Below are 17,226 nucleotides of genomic sequence, written 5' to 3'. Positions count from 1 at the left end.
TCCGAGGGCATGAGCCATGCCTTCGGTCTCTTTATTTATCGATTTGAACACAACCACCGGACAATCGCCCCCACGTCATCGGAGGACTGAAAGGATATCGTCTCGTAATACGCCATAATCAAGCGGCAATAGGTGCTCTTGTCAGCATCGTCTTTGACATACCGTTCCGGGTCGCCAAGGAGTCGAAGTTCATCGCCATAGTTGCCATGAAGCTCCTCCAAAACAGCGGTCATCGACTGGTCATACGCGGCGCGGCTGGCACAGGGATGGCCCCCTTCGGCCGCCGACTCCAGCACCTCAATAAACACATCGATGTACAAAGATCGGATGTCGTCCGTCTCAAAATAAGCCCTGTCAGCTCCGGCGTCCCCTCGAATGCGGGCGGAAAGACAAAAATCTGACTGATCCCACGCCTTCTCCTGCATTTCACGAATCACCGCTTGAAGATAATGAGACAGCGCATCATCAGACGCCCTGGGCAGATGGGTGTGAAAGGATCTGGAAAGAATTCGATTGATTTCACACGAGGCATAGGCCTCCTGCATAAACCCATATTCGGACGAGACCATGCAATCAGCCACCTCCTGGTAGCCTTGCGGATCGCAGACCTTCAGCGCCCTGCAAACCGGGTCCTGCATCAACCGGCTCTTGACCTCTTCTGCCATCGCCACCGGCTTGCGAAAGCTGACCAGAGGAATATCCATCAAATAGATATCAATCAACATGCAGCTTCCAACAAAAAGAAACAGATAGAAAATCCCCGCGCACAGGGTGCCTACCCTCAGGATAGCCCTGAGCTCCAGAGCCAACGGAAAACACAGAACCGCTGAGGCGCCTACCAGCAACCACGGTGTTCCAGACATAACACCACCCTCATCCCCACGTCATCCGGGCACATACATAAACGCCACCGCGTGATGTATAAACCACAAATCATGACTCTATTGTTTATGCTGCATTATCAATGTTTACAAATAACACACAAAAAATACGTTCTCTTTGTATTTGTTCCGTTCATGACAACAGACGCACCACAGCGACCCAGCCAAGGGCCAAGAGTTGAGTCGCATGGCATAAAATCAGGGTATGTCTTCCTCAGAGGGCTCCGATTCGGATCGCCCCGAGACCTTTTCCATGATCTCTTTGTAAAGATCCAGTACGGCCGCGTCCACACCGGTGCCGTCCTCAGCCATCGACATCATGGCCCGCTCGATCAAAAGACGTGCCTCCGGAAGCTCGCCCATGTTCTCATGGGCTTTGGCTTTCATCAAAAACGCTTCATACTGCTTTTCATACATGTCCTGGGCTTCACCCGCCAACACACCCACCCGCTCATCAAGGCCAATGGCCTCGGAAGCCTCGGCAGCGCCAGAGAATGCCTCCGGCTCGCTGGTCTCCTCGTCAAGCTTCAGGTAGAGCTCCAGGGCCTTCTTGTATTCCTGGTTATTTTTTAATGCTTCTGTGACGGAAAAGGCGTCCTCGGGGGTGATCGAAGAAAAAGGGTCGGCCTGATCCATCACACGCTGAATTCTTTCATTGTAGGCATCCATCAACGCATCGGTGGAGCCACTCGGTTGGGTAATCTCCGCATTGGAGGGGGGCTCCTCTTTCTGGTTTCCCGGTCCATTTGCCGCAGGCTCCAGCGCTGTTTCAACGGTCCCTTGCGCGGGGGTGGCCTCCGCCGTTGCCCGACCAGGAAGAGCAAGGGTCAAAGCAACCACCGCCACAACCATGACCACCGCATATCCGATCCCGCCCGCGAAAAATCCGCAAAGCCCGTGTATCATCTGACGCTCCGTCATCGACAAACCCCTGTCGCGAAGCATGGCTTTTCTTCCAGTCCCCATGTTGTCACCTCATTTTTTTGTGGGATAGGCTCGCCCTCTGCCTGTTTTTCCATGGGACCCCAAAACTCCCAACCAGCCCCAAAAACAGTGAACATATCAATCGTTATGATTGCATAAATTCAGACGAAATTTCAACAAAGAGTTCCCCCGGGTGCCATGCATCCAGCAAAATTATCTGGATATCTTAGAGAAAGTCATGTAATTTATCTGACTTTTTGCCATCCTTTTAATAAGAGCAGATAAGGGACATTCATTGATGCATCCATTTGTTGTGGGCCAGCGCTGGGTCAGCGAAACCGAACCGGAGCTGGGGTTGGGGACCGTCTGGTCCGTGGAAACAAGGCGGGTTACCGTGCGTTTTGAAGAGAGCGACTGCACCAGGCAATACGCCGCAGCATCCGCCCCATTGCGACGCGTCACCTTTAAACCCGGAGACTCGGTCACAAGTCGGAAAAAGACCTCCTTTGCGGTGAATACGGTGGAAGAGATCGAAGGGCTCCTCATCTATTGCGGGGAGGGCCGAGAGTTACCCGAATCTGAACTCGCCGACACCTTGAGTTTTTCCACCCCACTGGACCGCCTGACCAGCGGTTTTTCCGATGCATCCGACCTCTTTGATCTCCGCATGGAAGCTCTCTCCCATCACCTCGCGGCCAAGGCATCGCCGGTTCGTGGCTTTCTCGGAGGACGCGTGGACCTCATCGGCCACCAGTTTCATATCGCCCACGAAGTCTCCGGTCGCCATCTTCCCCGCGTCCTCCTGGCCGACGAAGTGGGCCTGGGTAAAACCATTGAGGCCTGCCTCATCCTCCACCGCCTCCTCCTCACCGAGCAGGTGGCCCGGGTCCTGATTCTCGTGCCCGACGCCCTCATACACCAATGGTTTGTCGAGCTATTGCGGCGTTTCAACCTTCATTTTCGTATCGCAAACGAGAACCATTTCAAGGAGATGGAACAAACCGAGCCGGGATGCAACCCCTTTGCCGCGGACCAGCTCTTCCTGGCCCCCATGCCCCTGCTGAAATCCGAGACGCGTCTGCTTCAGGCCCTGGAATCCGGTTTCGACATGGTGGTGGTGGATGAAGCCCACCACATGGAACCGGGAAGTCACCCCTTCCAATGCGTCGAATCCTTGAGCCGCCTCAGCCGCGGGTTGCTTCTTCTCACGGCCACCCCGGAACAAATGGGCCGCAAAAGCCATTTTGCCCAGCTGCGCCTGCTGGATCCCGCCCGTTATCCCAGCTTTAAGCAATACGAAAACGAAACCCTCCGCCACCAGAGCACCGCTGCCCTTGCCGTCAAAATCCTGGATAAAACGGAACTGACGGAACAGGAGCGGGCCGAACTTTCAACCCGACTCGGCACCCCTGTCCCCAGAGAAGCCCTTGAAACCGACCCCTCCTCCATTGTGGATGATCTTCTCGATCGCCACGGACCGGGCCGCGTTATTTTTCGCAACACCCGCAAGGTCATCCAGGGCTTTCCAGACCGGATACCCAACCTCCACAGGCTGGACGCATCCAAGGCGACAATCGCCCGGCATCATGATGAGCTGCACCACGATGCCTCCCCGAAAGCGCCCATGCCCGAGCTGACTGACGACCCCAGAATAAGCTGGTTGGCCGCGCACCTGAAAACCCATCGAGACGAAAAAATGCTGCTTATCTGCAGCAGCCGGGAGAAGGTACAGGCCATTGAAACGGCTCTGCTCCGTGAGCTCTCCATCAAAATCGCGCTCTTCCACGAAGAGATGACCCTTATCCAGCGAGACAGAAACGCCGCCTGGTTTGCCCAAGAAGAGGGCGCGCGTCTTCTCATCTGCTCTGAAATCGGCAGTGAAGGACGAAACTTCCAGTTCGCGCGGCACCTGATCCTCTTTGACCTGCCCCCCAACCCGGAAAAAGTTGAACAGCGCATCGGACGCCTCGACCGCATCGGCCAGAAACACGATATTCAAATCCATGTGCCCTATCTCGCCCGAAGCGCCTCCGAAATTCACGCGCGATGGTACGACACATCAGGCATCTTTTCACGCTGTGTTCCCGGGCTTCACACCCTCGGAGCCACCTTTAAAGAGCCCCTTGAAAACCTCATCAAAGCGACCCTTAATCCAAGCCCATTTCCTGAGGCCGAATTAAACCTCATCCTTTCCGAAACAAAGGATGTCTCAACCCGCCTCTCCCACGAGTTGCAGGCCGGACGGGACCGGCTGCTGGAGCTCACCGCCAACCGCCCCGAGCGCATCGCCGAACTGCTGGGCAAGATCAGGGAAAACGATGAGTCCTCCTCGCTTTCAGGCTTTATCCTGCGGCTCTTTGAGCAGCACGGCATCGAGATCGACAAAATCGGCAAAAAAACCGTTCTTCTGGAATTTAAAGAAGGCGATGAGCCTGCCCTGCCCCTGCCTCCCTTTCGCCGAAATCCGCTGGCCGTCACCTTTGATCGCCCCACCGCCCTCCAGCGCGAAGAGATCGAATTTCTCACCGCCGATCATCCCATGGTCGTTGGCGCCCTGGAATCTTTCCTCGGTTCGGATTCAGGCAACGCCTCGCTGGCAGCCCTCCCTGACACCGGGGACCACGGCCTCCTTGTGGAACTCATCGGCGTGCCCGAGTGCATTGCCCCGGCATCTCTCCGCGTGGATCGGTTTCTCCCCACGGCACCCTTTCGTCTCGTCCTCAACCACAGGGGAGACGAATGCTCAAAAGCCTGGCCATCGGATACCCTGTCCGGCACGCTTCAGGACCTTCCCCCCTCCTGGCTCTCTGAACACCCGACCCTTTGCCGGGAGCTCCTTCCCGGCCTTATCAAAAAGAGCAGCGCTCACATGGAAGACCAGAGCAACGCCGTCACGAAAAAAGCCCTGCACGCCATGAACGCATTTATGGACCATGAGATCAACCGGATGACGGCCCTGAAAGAAACAAATCCCCATGTCACAAACAAAGAAATCGTTGCGCTAAACGCAGAGAAAAAAAACATGGGAAAGGCCCTGACCCAGTGCCGCGTCCGACTCGATGCCATGCGCCTGGTGTGGCTCATGCCCTGATATATCCGCTTCGCTCAAGGCCAAAACAAAGCCCAGAGCGAAGCATTACACTCCTTCTCTTGCCTTTCCCCTTTTACTGTTTGGCTCTTGCTCATTTGTTCAATATAACGTATATCATAGAAATAAATACTCATTCCTACGACGACGCTCACGTCAGCACAAAAGATCCAGTACATTTGCCATACACCCTTACCAATCCCTGATTGGAGACTTGTATGCCTCAATTCCTTTTTGCTCTGCTTCTGACCCTCAGTACGGACACCGCCAATCTCGACACCCGGCAAAATGAACTCACATGGATCCATGGGCGATGGCTTCAAGTCGCCGTCGCTGCCGACACGACCCCGGGCGTGGTGCCCAAGCTACAAAAAAAGCCTGGTAAAAAACATCTTCTGCTTTTTCGCCCCGATGGAGAAGTGCGGAGGTACTCCCCCCGAAAAGGATGGGACCGCCTTCGCCTTGATTTTTTGGTGAGTAAAGACAGCGTAACGCTCAGTCATCAGAACCGGGACCATTTTTCACTTGCTGGAGAAAAAACCGCTGAGGGACTCTTGAAAGTATGCATCCCAAGATACGGGGACTTTTACTACAAAAAGATCCACCCTCAAATTCAAATTGAAGAAATCGACTTTATTCTCCCCCCGACCCACAGCCCCGAACAACCCATAACACAGAGACCTGAACCATGACCGGCCCCAGAGGGTTCCATCGCACCCGGATCCTGGTCCTCGCCTTTTTCTTCCTGGCCCTTTTTCCTTGGGCTCTTATGGCTTCGGCCGAGCCTCCGGCCCTCCAGAAGGCCCAACGCTACACCGGCGAAGAGAACATCACTGGATGGTTCATGAGCGAAAAGCTCGATGGGATCAGAGGCTACTGGACCGGCTCACAGCTTGTCACCCGCAAGGGAAAAATCATCCACGCCCCGGCCTGGTTCACTCAGGCATTCCCTCCTTTTGAACTCGACGGCGAACTCTGGAGCAAAAGGGACGATTTTACCTTCATCCAAAGCACCGTCATGGATAAAAAGCCTTCCGAAGACTGGGCACAGATCACCTACCAGATCTTCGAAGTTCCCAACGCCCCCGGCACCTTCCCCACCCGCCTGGCCAAGGCTACCCGGTGGTTCGACCACCACCCCGGCACTCCAGCCCGGATCATCCCCCAGATCCCCTGCCAGGATCGACGCCATCTTGACCGATACATGACGGACATCACAAAAAATAGCGGAGAAGGCCTCATCATCAAAGACCCGGCGCTTCCCTTCCACACGGGGCGATCTCCCCACGTGTTAAAGGTCAAACAGACGTCGGATATGGAAGGGGTGATCGTCAAGATCAACGAGGGGAAAGGAAAATACAAAGGCATGATGGGAAGCTTGAAACTCAAACTGAAAAGCGGGGTGGAGTTCAACCTCGGAACAGGGTTCTCTGACGCCCTGCGAAAGGCCCCGCCCCAACCCGGCACCGTCGTCACCTTCAGGCACCACGGGTTTACCCCGGCCAAGAAACCCCGGTTTGCGTCTTATCTGAGAGTACGCCAAGACTGAACGCTTAGCCAAACACCCCATGTTCCCAGAGGATATGAAGACCAATGATCAGAAGCACCAGGCCACCCAGAATTTCAGCCCAGCGACCGAGACGGGAAGATGAGGCGAACCGGGTGCCCAGCTGCATGCCCACAAGGGTGAAAAGAGAGGCGGTGACCCCGATAATCACGGCAGGAAAGGCGATGGGCACGGCCAGAACAGACATGGTAAACCCCACGGCCAGGGCATCGATGCTGGTGGCCACGGAAAGAATCACAAGACTCATAGACCGCGTAGGGTCCCGGGGCTCAGCCGTCTCCCCGTCCTCTTCAAAGGCCTCCCAGAGCATCTTTCCGCCCACAAAAGCAAGAAGTCCAAAGGCGATCCAATGATCGAAGCTCTCCACATAGGCGAGGACCTTCACCCCCAGCAGCCATCCGATCACAGGCATCAGGGCCTGAAAAAGGCCAAAATGCCAGGAGAGGCGAAACATCTGTCGTGCATTGACTTTTTTAAGGCTGATGCCAACGGCCACAGCCACAGCAAACGCATCCATGGCCAGGGCCACAGCAAGGAAAATCAAAGGGATTAGTTTCACAGCATCACACAGGTGATGAACTCAAAAAAACGTCAACAGAGACAAGCAACGTCCAGCGTTTCCCGAGATATCAGCAATCAAAGGGTTAAAAAAAGTAATGATTCAGCTCATGCCTCCGATGACAAAGTTCGCGAAGCCTTTTTCCTTCAGAAACTCATGGGGCAGGCTATCATAAAAAGCCCCAAACCTCACGCTTCGTCGCCCTCGGTGTCCCAAAGCGAACAATTGCGCCCGGCCGATTTCGCGCGATAAAGAACCCGGTCTGCCCTGGAAATCAATGCATCAAGCCCTTCCCCAGGAGTAGACTCTGCCCCCCCACAGGTCACCGTCACCGGCAGGCGCTTTTCGACTGGAACCGAAGAGTCCGCGTAAAAATCGGTCTCCTCTATATTTTTGCGAAGCCTCTCACTGAAAATCTGCCCTTCGGCCTCGCCACCCCGGAATAAAATCACAAACTCATCCCCACCCCACCGTGCGAGGACATCGAGACGCCGGATGCTCGCCTCCGAGACCCCTGCCACGGCGCGAATCACCTCATCCCCGAACAAATGCCCGCTCGAGTCATTCACTGCCTTAAAGTGGTCAATATCAAACATCACCAACGAAAAGAGCGTACCGTCACGGGACATGGTATAGGCGAAACGGTGAAAATCATGCTCAAAGGCTCGACGATTCTTAACCTGGGTCAACTTGTCTGTGGTGGCCATCCGCTCCAGCCGGTCCTGAAAATAATTCACCGTCACAATATTGACCCCGATCACCAAAAGGGTCACAAGAAGACCCACCCCAAAATTGATCAGACTGTTCCTGCGGAGATGGTTCAACATCATGGTTTCATCCATCTCCACAATAAGAAACCAATCGAATTCCGGAATGTACCGGGAGGTGATCAGCAGAGTGCTCCGGTCACATGCCACCTCATAGGACGCGCTCGGCTTCCCGCGAACCAACAAATGGGGGGCGACCTCCTTCAACCGGGAGCCCTTGATAATGTTGTCCCTTTCGATGCGCTCCGTCTCCGTGTGCAGTTGTACCGTGCCGTCTGGTGAGACAAAATAAATATTCCGGTTGTATTTCTTCTGATACATATGAACCATCTTATTGATATGGTCCACATTGAGCCCAGCCCCAGTCACCCCGATCAGATGCCCCTCGTAATCCTCAAGCCGGTGATTGATAAAGATGGTGAGGCTGTTATCCGATGCCTGGTCGGTGTCGACATCCAGCGCATACTCCTGATGCTGTTCAAGAAAGCGGTAGTACCAGACATCATGATCATCCTCACGGGAAAGAGTCTTAAGCACCCCGTCGAAATGATAATAGCGCCCGGTCTGCGAAGAGACCACAAAGGTGGAAAAAAAACCGTACTTTGACTTGATCTCGGTAAGGTATTTGGTGATTTTTTCCACTCCCCCTTCCCCATCCAGGAGCCAGTCCTTCAAAAAAGTGTCGTTGGCCATCAGAGAGGAGACAAAGATCGGGCTCATGAGATCCTTCTGGATCTCTGAATAAATGTTGTCACTGGTAAGCGGCAGGGTGTTCTCAATCAGGTTATCCCGAAGCAACTTTCGGGAGCTGTTGTAATGGGTCATGGTGATAATCAGAAAGGCTGCAATGAGAATAAGGCTCAAGCACAAAATCAGACGGGTTCTGATAGAAAAGTAACGCTGCATGTCAACAATCCGATATTGGAGGGTCTTTGTTTCATGGCCCCGATTCCGGGACACCTGATGAGTCTCTGTTTATCGACAAAAAGCAGGAAAACCTGACAACAAAAAATGTTCTTTTAAAAACCTCATATCACGATTCCTGCGCCATCAAAAGGGCCATGAATTACAGCCACCCGCTCACCCACTGGAAAAACCAGAGGGCGGTGAGGCCTGAGACCAGAGTCAGAAAGACACTTCGTTTCCAGAGGGCGATGGCAAGGGCCACGACTCCGGCCAGGAGACGCAGATTGGAAGGGGAAAGGTCCAAGGCCCCATCGGGCATGAAAAGAGCCGGGGTCACCAGGGCGGGGAGCACCGCCGCCGGGACGAGGCGAAGGCCTTTGGCCAGCCGGGGGTGGGGTTCTTTGTCGCTTGGAAAAAGAAGAAAAGCCCCCCGCTCAGAGAAGGTCACGGCCCCGCAAAGCAAGACGACAAAAAAAAACAATCCGTGACTCATGCGGGCCTCCTTTCGGCCTTTGCGTCAAAGAGAAGCCCGCCGCCAACGCCCAACAGGGCGGCAAAGATAATGTTCAACCCATACGGAAGGCCGGAAGCCCCCACAGCCGTGATACCAGAGACCAAAGCCGCCACCAGGGTCGGCCGATCCTGGACCGCCGGGACCAATAGGGCCATAAAGGTCAGAGGGACCCCGAAATCGAGCCCCCAACTCTCCGGCACACCGGCCCCCAGGAGAACCCCCAGGCCGTTAAAGAGATGCCAGACAAAAAAAACAGGCACCCCGGTGCCCAAGGTATAGGCCAAAGGATAACGGCACCCTTCCCGCTGATTGAACTTTGTCAGGGAAAGTGCAAAGGCCTGATCGGAGAGAAGATAGGAGAGCAGGGGACGCCACCGACCCGGCACCTGCCTGAAATGCGGAGCGATAGAGGCGCTGTACATCACAAATCGCAGGTTGATCACCAGCGCAGTCACCACCATCACCATGGCCGGAGCCCCGATCACAAAAAGGTGGGTCACCGCAAGCTGAGCCGCCCCGGCAAAAATCACCAGGGGAATCACCAGCGCCTGCCAGACCGGAAGCCCGGCGTCCATGGATGCAATCCCGCAAATCAGGGCAAAGGGGATCACCCCCAACATCAACGGAAGGGACGCCCTCACCCCTTCCAGGAACGTATCCCGCTCCTCGTCACACCACCTCATCACATCCTCCGATCAAACATTAAATCAATGCGAACTTACTTACAGTAATGGTGGGGGAAAGGGAAAGGGGAAAAAGCAAGCCTCCGGCGGCAAGGTGACGCCACCTTGAAAGCGGGTTTGCGAAGGCGAAACGGCTATCGGTACTTGCAGCACCCCGCGTCCGCATTCGCGTGAAGGGTGATGGGGTGCCTCGTGTGTCGCAAGCGCATAAGTTACCGGTGCTTCCGGATCAACTCATGGGTTGACATTAACCGGAATAACTCCGGCGGCGAGGTGAGCCACCTCGAACGCAGATTTGCGAATGCGAAACGGCTGCCGGTACGCTCAGCACCTCGCGTCCGCATTCGCACGAGGGGTCAGGGAGAGATTCGTACCACGATAGGACATCTGCGATGAGTCGGTGCCTGCCACAAAAAAAGTCCCGCGGGAATTTGACCTCTTCCCCAGGGACTTTTTCATATTCACACAACGGGACGCATCCGGCCATCGGCCCCATGCGTGGATTCTCTAAAAGGTGATATTGGCTCCGATGGCAATGGTGGTGGTGGCGTTTTCGGTTTTGACTTCGATACCCGTATTTTGATCCGTCATGGTTTCATCATCCCAGAGAGTACGGGCCAGAGCCGCGTTGACTTCCACACTCTCGGTAATCTGCCAGGAGATACCCCCGCACACCTGCCAGTTGTCTGAGTAAAGGACCTCGTAAGAGCCCAGGTTAGCGGAATAATAGCCGTCCATGTCGTTCCAGAGAAAATCGGTGTAGACCGTGCCAACACTGGTGGCAATGACGTCCGTCCACTTCCAGGTTCCGGTCACACCGTAGGACTGGGTGTCACCTGCCATCTTGGAGATATCTTTGCCTGCGTCGTTTTTTCCCCAATCCGCGTCCTCCTGAAACCAGTAGCTGTAGTTGGCCTCCACGTAGAGCCTTTGGGAGACATCGTATCCGACGCCCAACCCCAGCATGGAGGGTAAATCACGGGCATTTTTTTCACCCTGTGTAAACAACCCGAGATTGTCCTGGTTTACATCGGCTTTAAAGTCAAGGTCCACCTTAGATTGATATTGAATCCCAACGTTTACTTTTTCCATGGGATTAATATTTACGCCAATAATGAAGCCCACGCCATCGGCACTTTCATCTACATCGACCGTATTATCATTAAATCCACCACCGACAATGACGGCATCATACATCAAGTCACTGGAACCGATCGCTACTTTCCCCTTAATATTATTCTCCGCATCAATGTAACGAAGGCCCAAGGCCACGGAAACCAACTCGTTAATTTTATAGGCCCCCCCCAGAGTAAACGTAAGATACAGGGACTCTGCTTCAAGGCACTCGCCTGAAGTTGAAAGCGTCGCAAACACATCAGGACCTGCAAGCCCCCCACCGATAACCTCAGCAACACCTTCAGAGATGGCCGCAGGGATCAAAATATTGGTTGTAAAAGAACCACCCGGGTAATCCACAACAGCCCCACCCCCCGGGATGTAAAATCCTCCCCAAACGGCCCAGTTATCTTGATTATACGTTGCATAGAGGTTGGGAAGAAAGGGATCGTCACCATCCTGTTCGAAACTTTTCGCCACACCTGCGTTGTAAGAGTGCGTCGGCTCGCGGCGCATGCTCTGGTTGCCGATGTTGATCGCCACGCCATCCGGCAGTTCCGTGATGCCACCGGGGTTGTAAACCACGATATCCGCCCGGTCCGTCGCGGCATTTCGGTTCGCCGTCCGCATCCACTCCACGCTCATGTTGGAGAGATTATCGATGTTGGCCAAAAGATCTGTGGAGACAAAACACACTGAGAGAAGCACTGCAATGAAGAGAACCGATCGTTTCATACCATCCTCCCTGGTCATGAAGATGGTCCTGCCGCCCATGGTGGCCGTGCCCGGCCAAGCGAAGGTCCTGGCCCATGCCTACGGCCCCTTGTGCGTCATTCGCCTGTGATATGGAAGACAAAGCCATCGATGATGAACTGCGCTTCGTGCCGATACAACCCACTGGGTGATGCGTGACTTACAGGATACACGTTGAGGAACTGCGCACATGCAGAAACACATGGCACAGGATGCTTCGATGGGAAACGTGGCTTTTTATGATGATCAACGTTCAGAACTGACGTTAGCGTTATTTTTCGGTTGCTGTCAACCCTTTATGACCGGCCAGCAGCCCTTTAAGCCGCTCTGCCTCTGTCTACTGAAGGGTCCGTTTTTCCCCTCGCCGAAAAAAGCATTCTTTTGCTCTGGAAAAGTTTTTCCAGGGTCAACGCAGGTCACCTTGAACCCAAGCTATCTTTTCAGCAGCCCCGAGGACAAGATATCATGGAGGGTCTCCACGGCCTTCTCTTCGTTGGCCCCTTCAGGGTACTGAAGGAGATGGCTGCAAACACTGTCGATGATTCCGGCCAGAGCCACGGCAGAGAGTTTCAGGTCGATATTTTTGATATACCCCTTCTGCTGCCCCCAGGCGAGCATCTCCGCGATAAACTCAATAAACCGGCCACGAACCCGCTCAATCTCCATAAGGACCGCATCGTCAATCCCGCTTGAGATCTCGTTAAAGATAATATGGGCAAGGTCGCTGTGCTGAAGATAAAGCCGAACAATGGAGGTCACCAGCAGCTGAAAATGTTCAGGAAAAGGAAGGTCCGACACCATTTCCGCCCGAACCTGACGAACAATCGTCTCCATCCCTTCGGTGACCGTGGCGGCAAAGAGCAGGCTTTTGCTTGAGAAATTATAATAAAGCGTCCCCTTGGCCACATGGGCCGCGACGGCGATCTCATCCATGCGTGCCTGATGAAACCCCTTTTGTGAAAAAATGGTGGCGGCGGCATCCAGTATCTTTTTGCGTTTGTTGCTGATTTTTTCCAAACCTCTCATCCTCCCGTCTCTTTCCGCTCTGCGCATGCGTCCCTAATTCAACGCCATGGAAAAACCTTATCCGAGTCGTATCAAAGGTGTCAACATGATAACTGACCGGTCAGTGCAATTTTGTCGCAGTTCCAGAATATTACAGCCCGCCCCCCGACAAAGGCCTTCCCATTTTCCACCGACAGAGCCACGCCCGGCACCGCCACAAGCCCCGGTTAGAAGAGACGTCTGCCACCTGGCTATTCTTTCAATAGACGGCTCAAGATTTCCTTCAGTCTGGACGCAGTATAGGGCTTAACTGCGCACCCCTTAAACCCGTAACTGGTATAATTTGCCATAATTGCACCCTCCCCGTAACCGCTCGACACAATGGCTGTTGCCTGAGGGTCTATCTGAAGTAATCGTTTGATCGTCTCCTCCCCCCCGACCCCACCGGGAATGGTCAAATCCATAATCACGACATCAAAAGAATCTCCTGTTTTCATAGACATCAGATATTGATTGAGCGCATCTTCCCCATCCGCGGCGGTCTCGACCCTGAGCCCCTCTTTCTCCAGCATTTTTCTCACAAGCTTGCGAATCGATGCATCATCATCCATGACAAGGATTTTTCCTCCGCGTTTCATCCCCACGCCTTCAGTCCCGTTCTGCATATTCCCTGAGGTAAGGGGTTCGTCTGTGGCCGGCAAATAAAGGATAAAAGAAGTGCCCTCGCCGACCGTTGACTCCACACGAATATGTCCCCCATGCTTGAGAACAATTGAGTAGGTCGTGGCCAAGCCCAAGCCACTTCCAGTCGCTTTGGTGCTGAAATAAGGATCAAAGATTCGGTCCATGTACTCGGGATCGATGCCAACGCCCTCATCATGAACCACCACTCTGACATACTGACCGGTAGCGAGATTAAATGGATTCCCCTCGAATATCTCGACGTTTTCAAAACCGAGGTAGACATGCCCACCCTCAGGCATGGCCTGCATGGCATTGATCGCAAGATTGGAAAACACCTGCTGCATTTGCCCCTGATTAACCTTTGCCCTCCATAAGTTCGGGGCCTGATCCAACACCACATCCACATTGCTTCCTGAAAGATCAAAACAGGTCACATCCTTTGCAAGTTCGCTGATACAAATATTTTCAGTAACGGGGACCTCTCCCTTGACAAAGGTCATCAGCTGCTTCGTTAACCGAATCGCCCTGTCCATGGAAGACTCTGCCTCTTCAAGCTCACAATACCCCGGGTGCGTTTCGGAAAGTTTACTTTTCGCCATTGAAATATTACCATACAACCCCATCAGAATATTATTAAAATCATGTGCTATCCCCCCCGCTAGGAGCCCCAGGCTTTTCAGTTTCTGCATCTTTTGAAGTTCCTGCTCGGCCCGTTTCACTTCAGTGATATCCCGAATAGCCCCCACGATATTCCGCTTTCCGGTCACAGGGTTTGTAAAAGACGACTTGGTGGTAAATATAATTCTGGTTTCAGAATCAATGGTGAGTTCTTCTTCCTTAAGTTCTGGGGTGTCTTTGGCCATAGCCAGGTTGTCATGCACCCAGAAAACATCCGCTTGTTTTTTGGGAAACAGGTCATAGTCTGTTTTACCGAGGAGTTCTTCCTGACTGTACCCCAACATCCTGCAGAAGGCGGTATTCATGGCGATCCAGCAATGTGCCTCATCCTTCACGAAAATAGGATCCGCGATGCCATTGATGACGCTGTCGAGAAAATTTTTGGTCCGCAGGAGTTGCTTCTCAGCTTCCCGACGGGCTGAGATCTCCTCTTTTAAGAAATTGGCCTGGCTTTCGAGGCTTTTTGTTCGTTGCTGCACCTTTTTCTGCAAACTTCGATTCCACAACAAAATCATAACGATAATGGCAACAATCAGAGCAGATGTCCCCCCTGTAATGACCCAGAACTTCCAGGTCATATAAAAGGGCTGATGCCCCAGGGAGATCCACCGTTTATAAATAGCGTGCCGTTCAGCCGGTGTGATCAGATCCAACCCTTTGTCCAGGATGCTGTTCAAAATCGGCAGATCCTTTCTCGTCGCAAAGGACAGCATATTGGTATAATCGGCATACCCGGCAACCCTGAGATTTGCGATCCCCTTCGTTTCAATGAGAAACGAGGTCACCGCGAGGTTGACGACCGCAGCATCAGCGGTTTTGGTAGAAACAGCCAGGAGGCAATCGAGATCATTGACCTGTGGGATAAGCCGGGCCTCTGCATATTTTTTTTTCATGTGCTCATGGATGGCGTACCCCTGGGTCACAGCAATACGCATTTTATCCATGGTTTCGAGGGACAAAACCCGAGCCTCTTCTTTCCTGACGATAATCGCATTGGGAATGGAAATATAAGGTTTGGTAAAAAGCGCATACTCGCTGCGTACGGAATTCATTTGCAGGTTATTGTTCACATCCACCTCGCCCCTGCGAAACCGCTCCATAAACTGCGCCCAGTTTCCCTTTCTGTCGACTTTAAAAGTAAAATCCAATTTCTTCTCAAGCAATCGCTGATAATCCATGACGATACCGTACAGGTGTCCCTCACTGTCCCGGTCAATGATCGGAGGCCACCCTCCCTCATTATTAATCACCGTTATTTTTCCGTCATGCTCCTGCAGCCACACCCTCTCCTCAGAGGTTAAAGGATCTCTGGTCTCACAACCCGTCAGTACACATCCCCCCAAAAACAAGACGATCATGCCCCGGGAAAAAAAGCGCCCCAGGCCACGGCGGCCAAACCTGCCGGAGACTTGAATAGCCTGTTTCCACATGGCTTTCATCCTGCGGTGCATCGAGAACATGCGATCCTCCTGGAGGTCACTGTGCACATCATCTTCGGCTCCATTTGTCATGCCATCATCAAGGCAACAAAATACACCAGAAGCGACAGGTTCAAAAAAACAAAGGCGAGCCGCGGCTTCTTGAGGACATAGAGGGTGTGGGCAAAAAGTGGGGTCAAAAATCCTGCGTTGGAAAAAAGGAGGAGCATGGCCCAGTCGGAAAATGAAGCCATGAAAATGAGGTGATAAAGGGAGAGGTTATAAAGCATCACCCACATCAGGGTGACAAAGGCAAGGTCGGTGTCTTCAAAGAGTTTGGTGATGGAGGGTTGATCACTCTTTCGCATTTCATCAGCATGTTTAATGTTCTGGATCATGGAGTGAGGGATCTGCCAGATCCCCACCACGAGGGCCGCCGAGAGCGCCTCTTTTTCCATGGGCGAGCCACCGGCAACCATCCAGCCGGCGAGAAGAGCCGACATCCCGCACAAGGAGCCGGGGAGAAGGGCCAGGTGGCTCTTCTTTTTTAACGGGGTATACACCCCGTTGTAAATCAACAGCCCGGTGAGCACCATGGCCGCAGGCCAGAGGCCATCGGAGGCATCCACCACCAGCATCAGCCCCAACACCCCCATCAGGCCCGCCCCCTTCAGCAAAGGCAAAATCCCTTCAGCCTCCAGCGCTTCCCAGCGCCACTGGGTTCGGCTGATCTCCCGGTCCTGAATACGATCCTGGATATTGTTCACCAGGGAACCGGCCATGGCCGCAAGGGTCACTCCCGCCCAGGCCATGCACGCATTTTGGGCTCGGCCCCCCGGATGAAAGAGACAGCCTGCGGCGGCGGCCAGGCCAATATGTACGGACAGGAAAATCTTGGAGAGACGCAAAAAAGAGATCACGCGTCCTTTCGAGGCACTCCGGGAGGAGGGGTCTGTCTGTGCCAGGGCCAGGGTCATCCCAGGCTGAAAGCAACGCCCTCGTTTTTTTTCCACGGGCTTCGAGACAGGTCGATCACTCATCGACCTCCTCCTCAAGAAAGGTTTCGTAAGCGTCCACGGAGACAATGTGTAAGGCCCCATCCATGCTGGAATGACCGGTCCCACAAAACTCCGTGCAGTGAAAGACAAAGTCGCCCACTTTATCGGGGTAAAACCAGGCATAGGTCGTCATGCCTTTCACCGCATCGATTTTCACACGAAACGAGGGCAAATAAAAACTGTGGAGCACATCTTCCGAGGTCAAGGTAATTTTAATGGGTGTTCCCACGGGAACCACCAGCTCATTCTCCGTCTCTTTGTCGTTGGGGTAAACAAAAATCCAGGAGAACATCTGGGCATAGACCTTAATCTCCATGGCTCCGTCCGGCACCGTGCGAAGCCCCGTATACGCCTGCCACCCCGACACAAACATTGCCAGGGCGATGAGGGTGGGGATCACCGTCCAGGCAATCTCCAGCCACACGTTGCCCCGGACGTCGGAAGGCACCGGATTCCGACTCCTTCGATAGCGAATCACAAACCAGATCATCACCGCGGTGATGGCAAAAAGAAAGAGAAAGGAAAACCCGAGGATAAAATAGAAGGCTCGGTCCACCAACTCAACCGGATTGTTCTCCATGGGCATGAGACACTCCTTGGACAATAGAAGATAAAATAGGGCTTG

The 17,226-nt window shown here is 53.6% G+C and carries 15 protein-coding genes; 4 read left to right on the top strand and 11 right to left on the bottom strand.

All coding sequences use genetic code 11. The features are described 5' to 3' along the window. Positions 1-35: 35 nt before the first annotated feature. Both Q1Q75_RS12880 and Q1Q75_RS12875 read right to left on the bottom strand, forming a co-directional pair. On the bottom strand, positions 36-863 hold the full coding sequence (locus Q1Q75_RS12880; RefSeq protein WP_300671236.1) for a hypothetical protein: 828 nt from the start codon (positions 861-863) through the stop codon (positions 36-38). 216 nt (positions 864-1,079) lie between these two features. Continuing rightward, positions 1,080-1,847, bottom strand: a complete 768-nt coding sequence (locus Q1Q75_RS12875) for a hypothetical protein (protein WP_300671233.1) — start codon at positions 1,845-1,847, stop codon at positions 1,080-1,082. Between the two features lie 256 nt (positions 1,848-2,103). Between Q1Q75_RS12875 and rapA the strand changes: the two genes are divergently transcribed. The 3 genes from rapA to Q1Q75_RS12860 all read left to right on the top strand — a co-directional run bounded on the left by rapA (position 2,104) and on the right by Q1Q75_RS12860 (position 6,442). Then, on the top strand, positions 2,104-4,896 hold the full coding sequence (gene rapA / locus Q1Q75_RS12870; RefSeq protein WP_300671231.1) for an RNA polymerase-associated protein RapA: 2,793 nt from the start codon (positions 2,104-2,106) through the stop codon (positions 4,894-4,896). A gap of 215 nt (positions 4,897-5,111) precedes the next feature. Beyond that, positions 5,112-5,585, top strand: coding sequence for a hypothetical protein (locus Q1Q75_RS12865; protein WP_300671228.1), 474 nt, complete (start codon positions 5,112-5,114; stop codon positions 5,583-5,585). Beyond that, entirely contained in the window at positions 5,582-6,442 is an 861-nt protein-coding gene (locus tag Q1Q75_RS12860; RefSeq protein WP_300671225.1) for a DNA ligase, read from the top strand. The genes Q1Q75_RS12865 and Q1Q75_RS12860 overlap by 4 nt, the downstream gene beginning before the upstream one ends. A 4-nt stretch (positions 6,443-6,446) precedes the next feature. Here the strand turns inward: Q1Q75_RS12860 and Q1Q75_RS12855 are convergent, their stop codons facing one another. The 5 genes from Q1Q75_RS12855 to Q1Q75_RS12835 form a co-directional block, all read right to left on the bottom strand. Beyond that, complete coding sequence (locus tag Q1Q75_RS12855; RefSeq protein WP_300671223.1) at positions 6,447-7,019, bottom strand: manganese efflux pump MntP family protein; 573 nt, start codon at positions 7,017-7,019, stop codon at positions 6,447-6,449. A 188-nt stretch (positions 7,020-7,207) separates the two neighbouring features. Next, the gene (locus tag Q1Q75_RS12850; protein ID WP_300671220.1) at positions 7,208-8,692 is read right to left on the bottom strand and encodes a sensor domain-containing diguanylate cyclase; all 1,485 of its coding nucleotides are present in this window, start codon (positions 8,690-8,692) and stop codon (positions 7,208-7,210) included. Between the two features lie 160 nt (positions 8,693-8,852). Next, on the bottom strand, positions 8,853-9,185 hold the full coding sequence (locus Q1Q75_RS12845) for an AzlD domain-containing protein (RefSeq protein WP_300671217.1): 333 nt from the start codon (positions 9,183-9,185) through the stop codon (positions 8,853-8,855). Then, positions 9,182-9,889, bottom strand: coding sequence for an AzlC family ABC transporter permease (locus Q1Q75_RS12840; RefSeq protein ID WP_300671215.1), 708 nt, complete (start codon positions 9,887-9,889; stop codon positions 9,182-9,184). Before Q1Q75_RS12840 ends, Q1Q75_RS12845 begins: the two co-directional genes overlap by 4 nt. 507 nt (positions 9,890-10,396) lie before the next feature. Next, positions 10,397-11,740, bottom strand: a complete 1,344-nt coding sequence (locus Q1Q75_RS12835) for an outer membrane protein transport protein (protein WP_300671212.1) — start codon at positions 11,738-11,740, stop codon at positions 10,397-10,399. On the opposite strand from Q1Q75_RS12835, the gene Q1Q75_RS12830 reads away from it, so the two are divergent. Continuing rightward, positions 11,718-11,849: a hypothetical protein gene (locus tag Q1Q75_RS12830; protein WP_300671210.1), complete on the top strand. Its 132-nt coding sequence runs from the start codon at positions 11,718-11,720 to the stop codon at positions 11,847-11,849. The two genes, Q1Q75_RS12835 and Q1Q75_RS12830, sit on opposite strands and share 23 nt — an antisense overlap. A gap of 341 nt (positions 11,850-12,190) precedes the next feature. On the opposite strand, the gene Q1Q75_RS12825 is transcribed toward Q1Q75_RS12830, so the two are convergent. From Q1Q75_RS12825 to coxB, 4 genes are all read right to left on the bottom strand, one after another. Next, positions 12,191-12,775, bottom strand: coding sequence for a TetR/AcrR family transcriptional regulator (locus Q1Q75_RS12825; protein ID WP_300671207.1), 585 nt, complete (start codon positions 12,773-12,775; stop codon positions 12,191-12,193). Positions 12,776-13,014: 239 nt separating this feature from the next. Continuing rightward, positions 13,015-15,636, bottom strand: coding sequence for a transporter substrate-binding domain-containing protein (locus Q1Q75_RS12820; RefSeq protein WP_300671204.1), 2,622 nt, complete (start codon positions 15,634-15,636; stop codon positions 13,015-13,017). Next, positions 15,633-16,583 (bottom strand): UbiA family prenyltransferase, encoded by a 951-nt coding sequence (locus tag Q1Q75_RS12815; protein ID WP_300671202.1) that lies wholly within the window; start codon positions 16,581-16,583, stop codon positions 15,633-15,635. Before Q1Q75_RS12815 ends, Q1Q75_RS12820 begins: the two co-directional genes overlap by 4 nt. After that, positions 16,576-17,187: a cytochrome c oxidase subunit II gene (gene coxB, locus Q1Q75_RS12810; protein ID WP_300671200.1), complete on the bottom strand. Its 612-nt coding sequence runs from the start codon at positions 17,185-17,187 to the stop codon at positions 16,576-16,578. The genes Q1Q75_RS12815 and coxB overlap by 8 nt, the downstream gene beginning before the upstream one ends. Between the last annotated feature and the right edge of the window lie 39 nt (positions 17,188-17,226).

The sequence above is a fragment of the Desulfoluna sp. genome (assembly GCF_030145185.1).
Taxonomy (GTDB): domain Bacteria; phylum Desulfobacterota; class Desulfobacteria; order Desulfobacterales; family Desulfolunaceae; genus Desulfoluna.
This window is presented reverse-complemented; position numbering and strand designations above follow the sequence as displayed.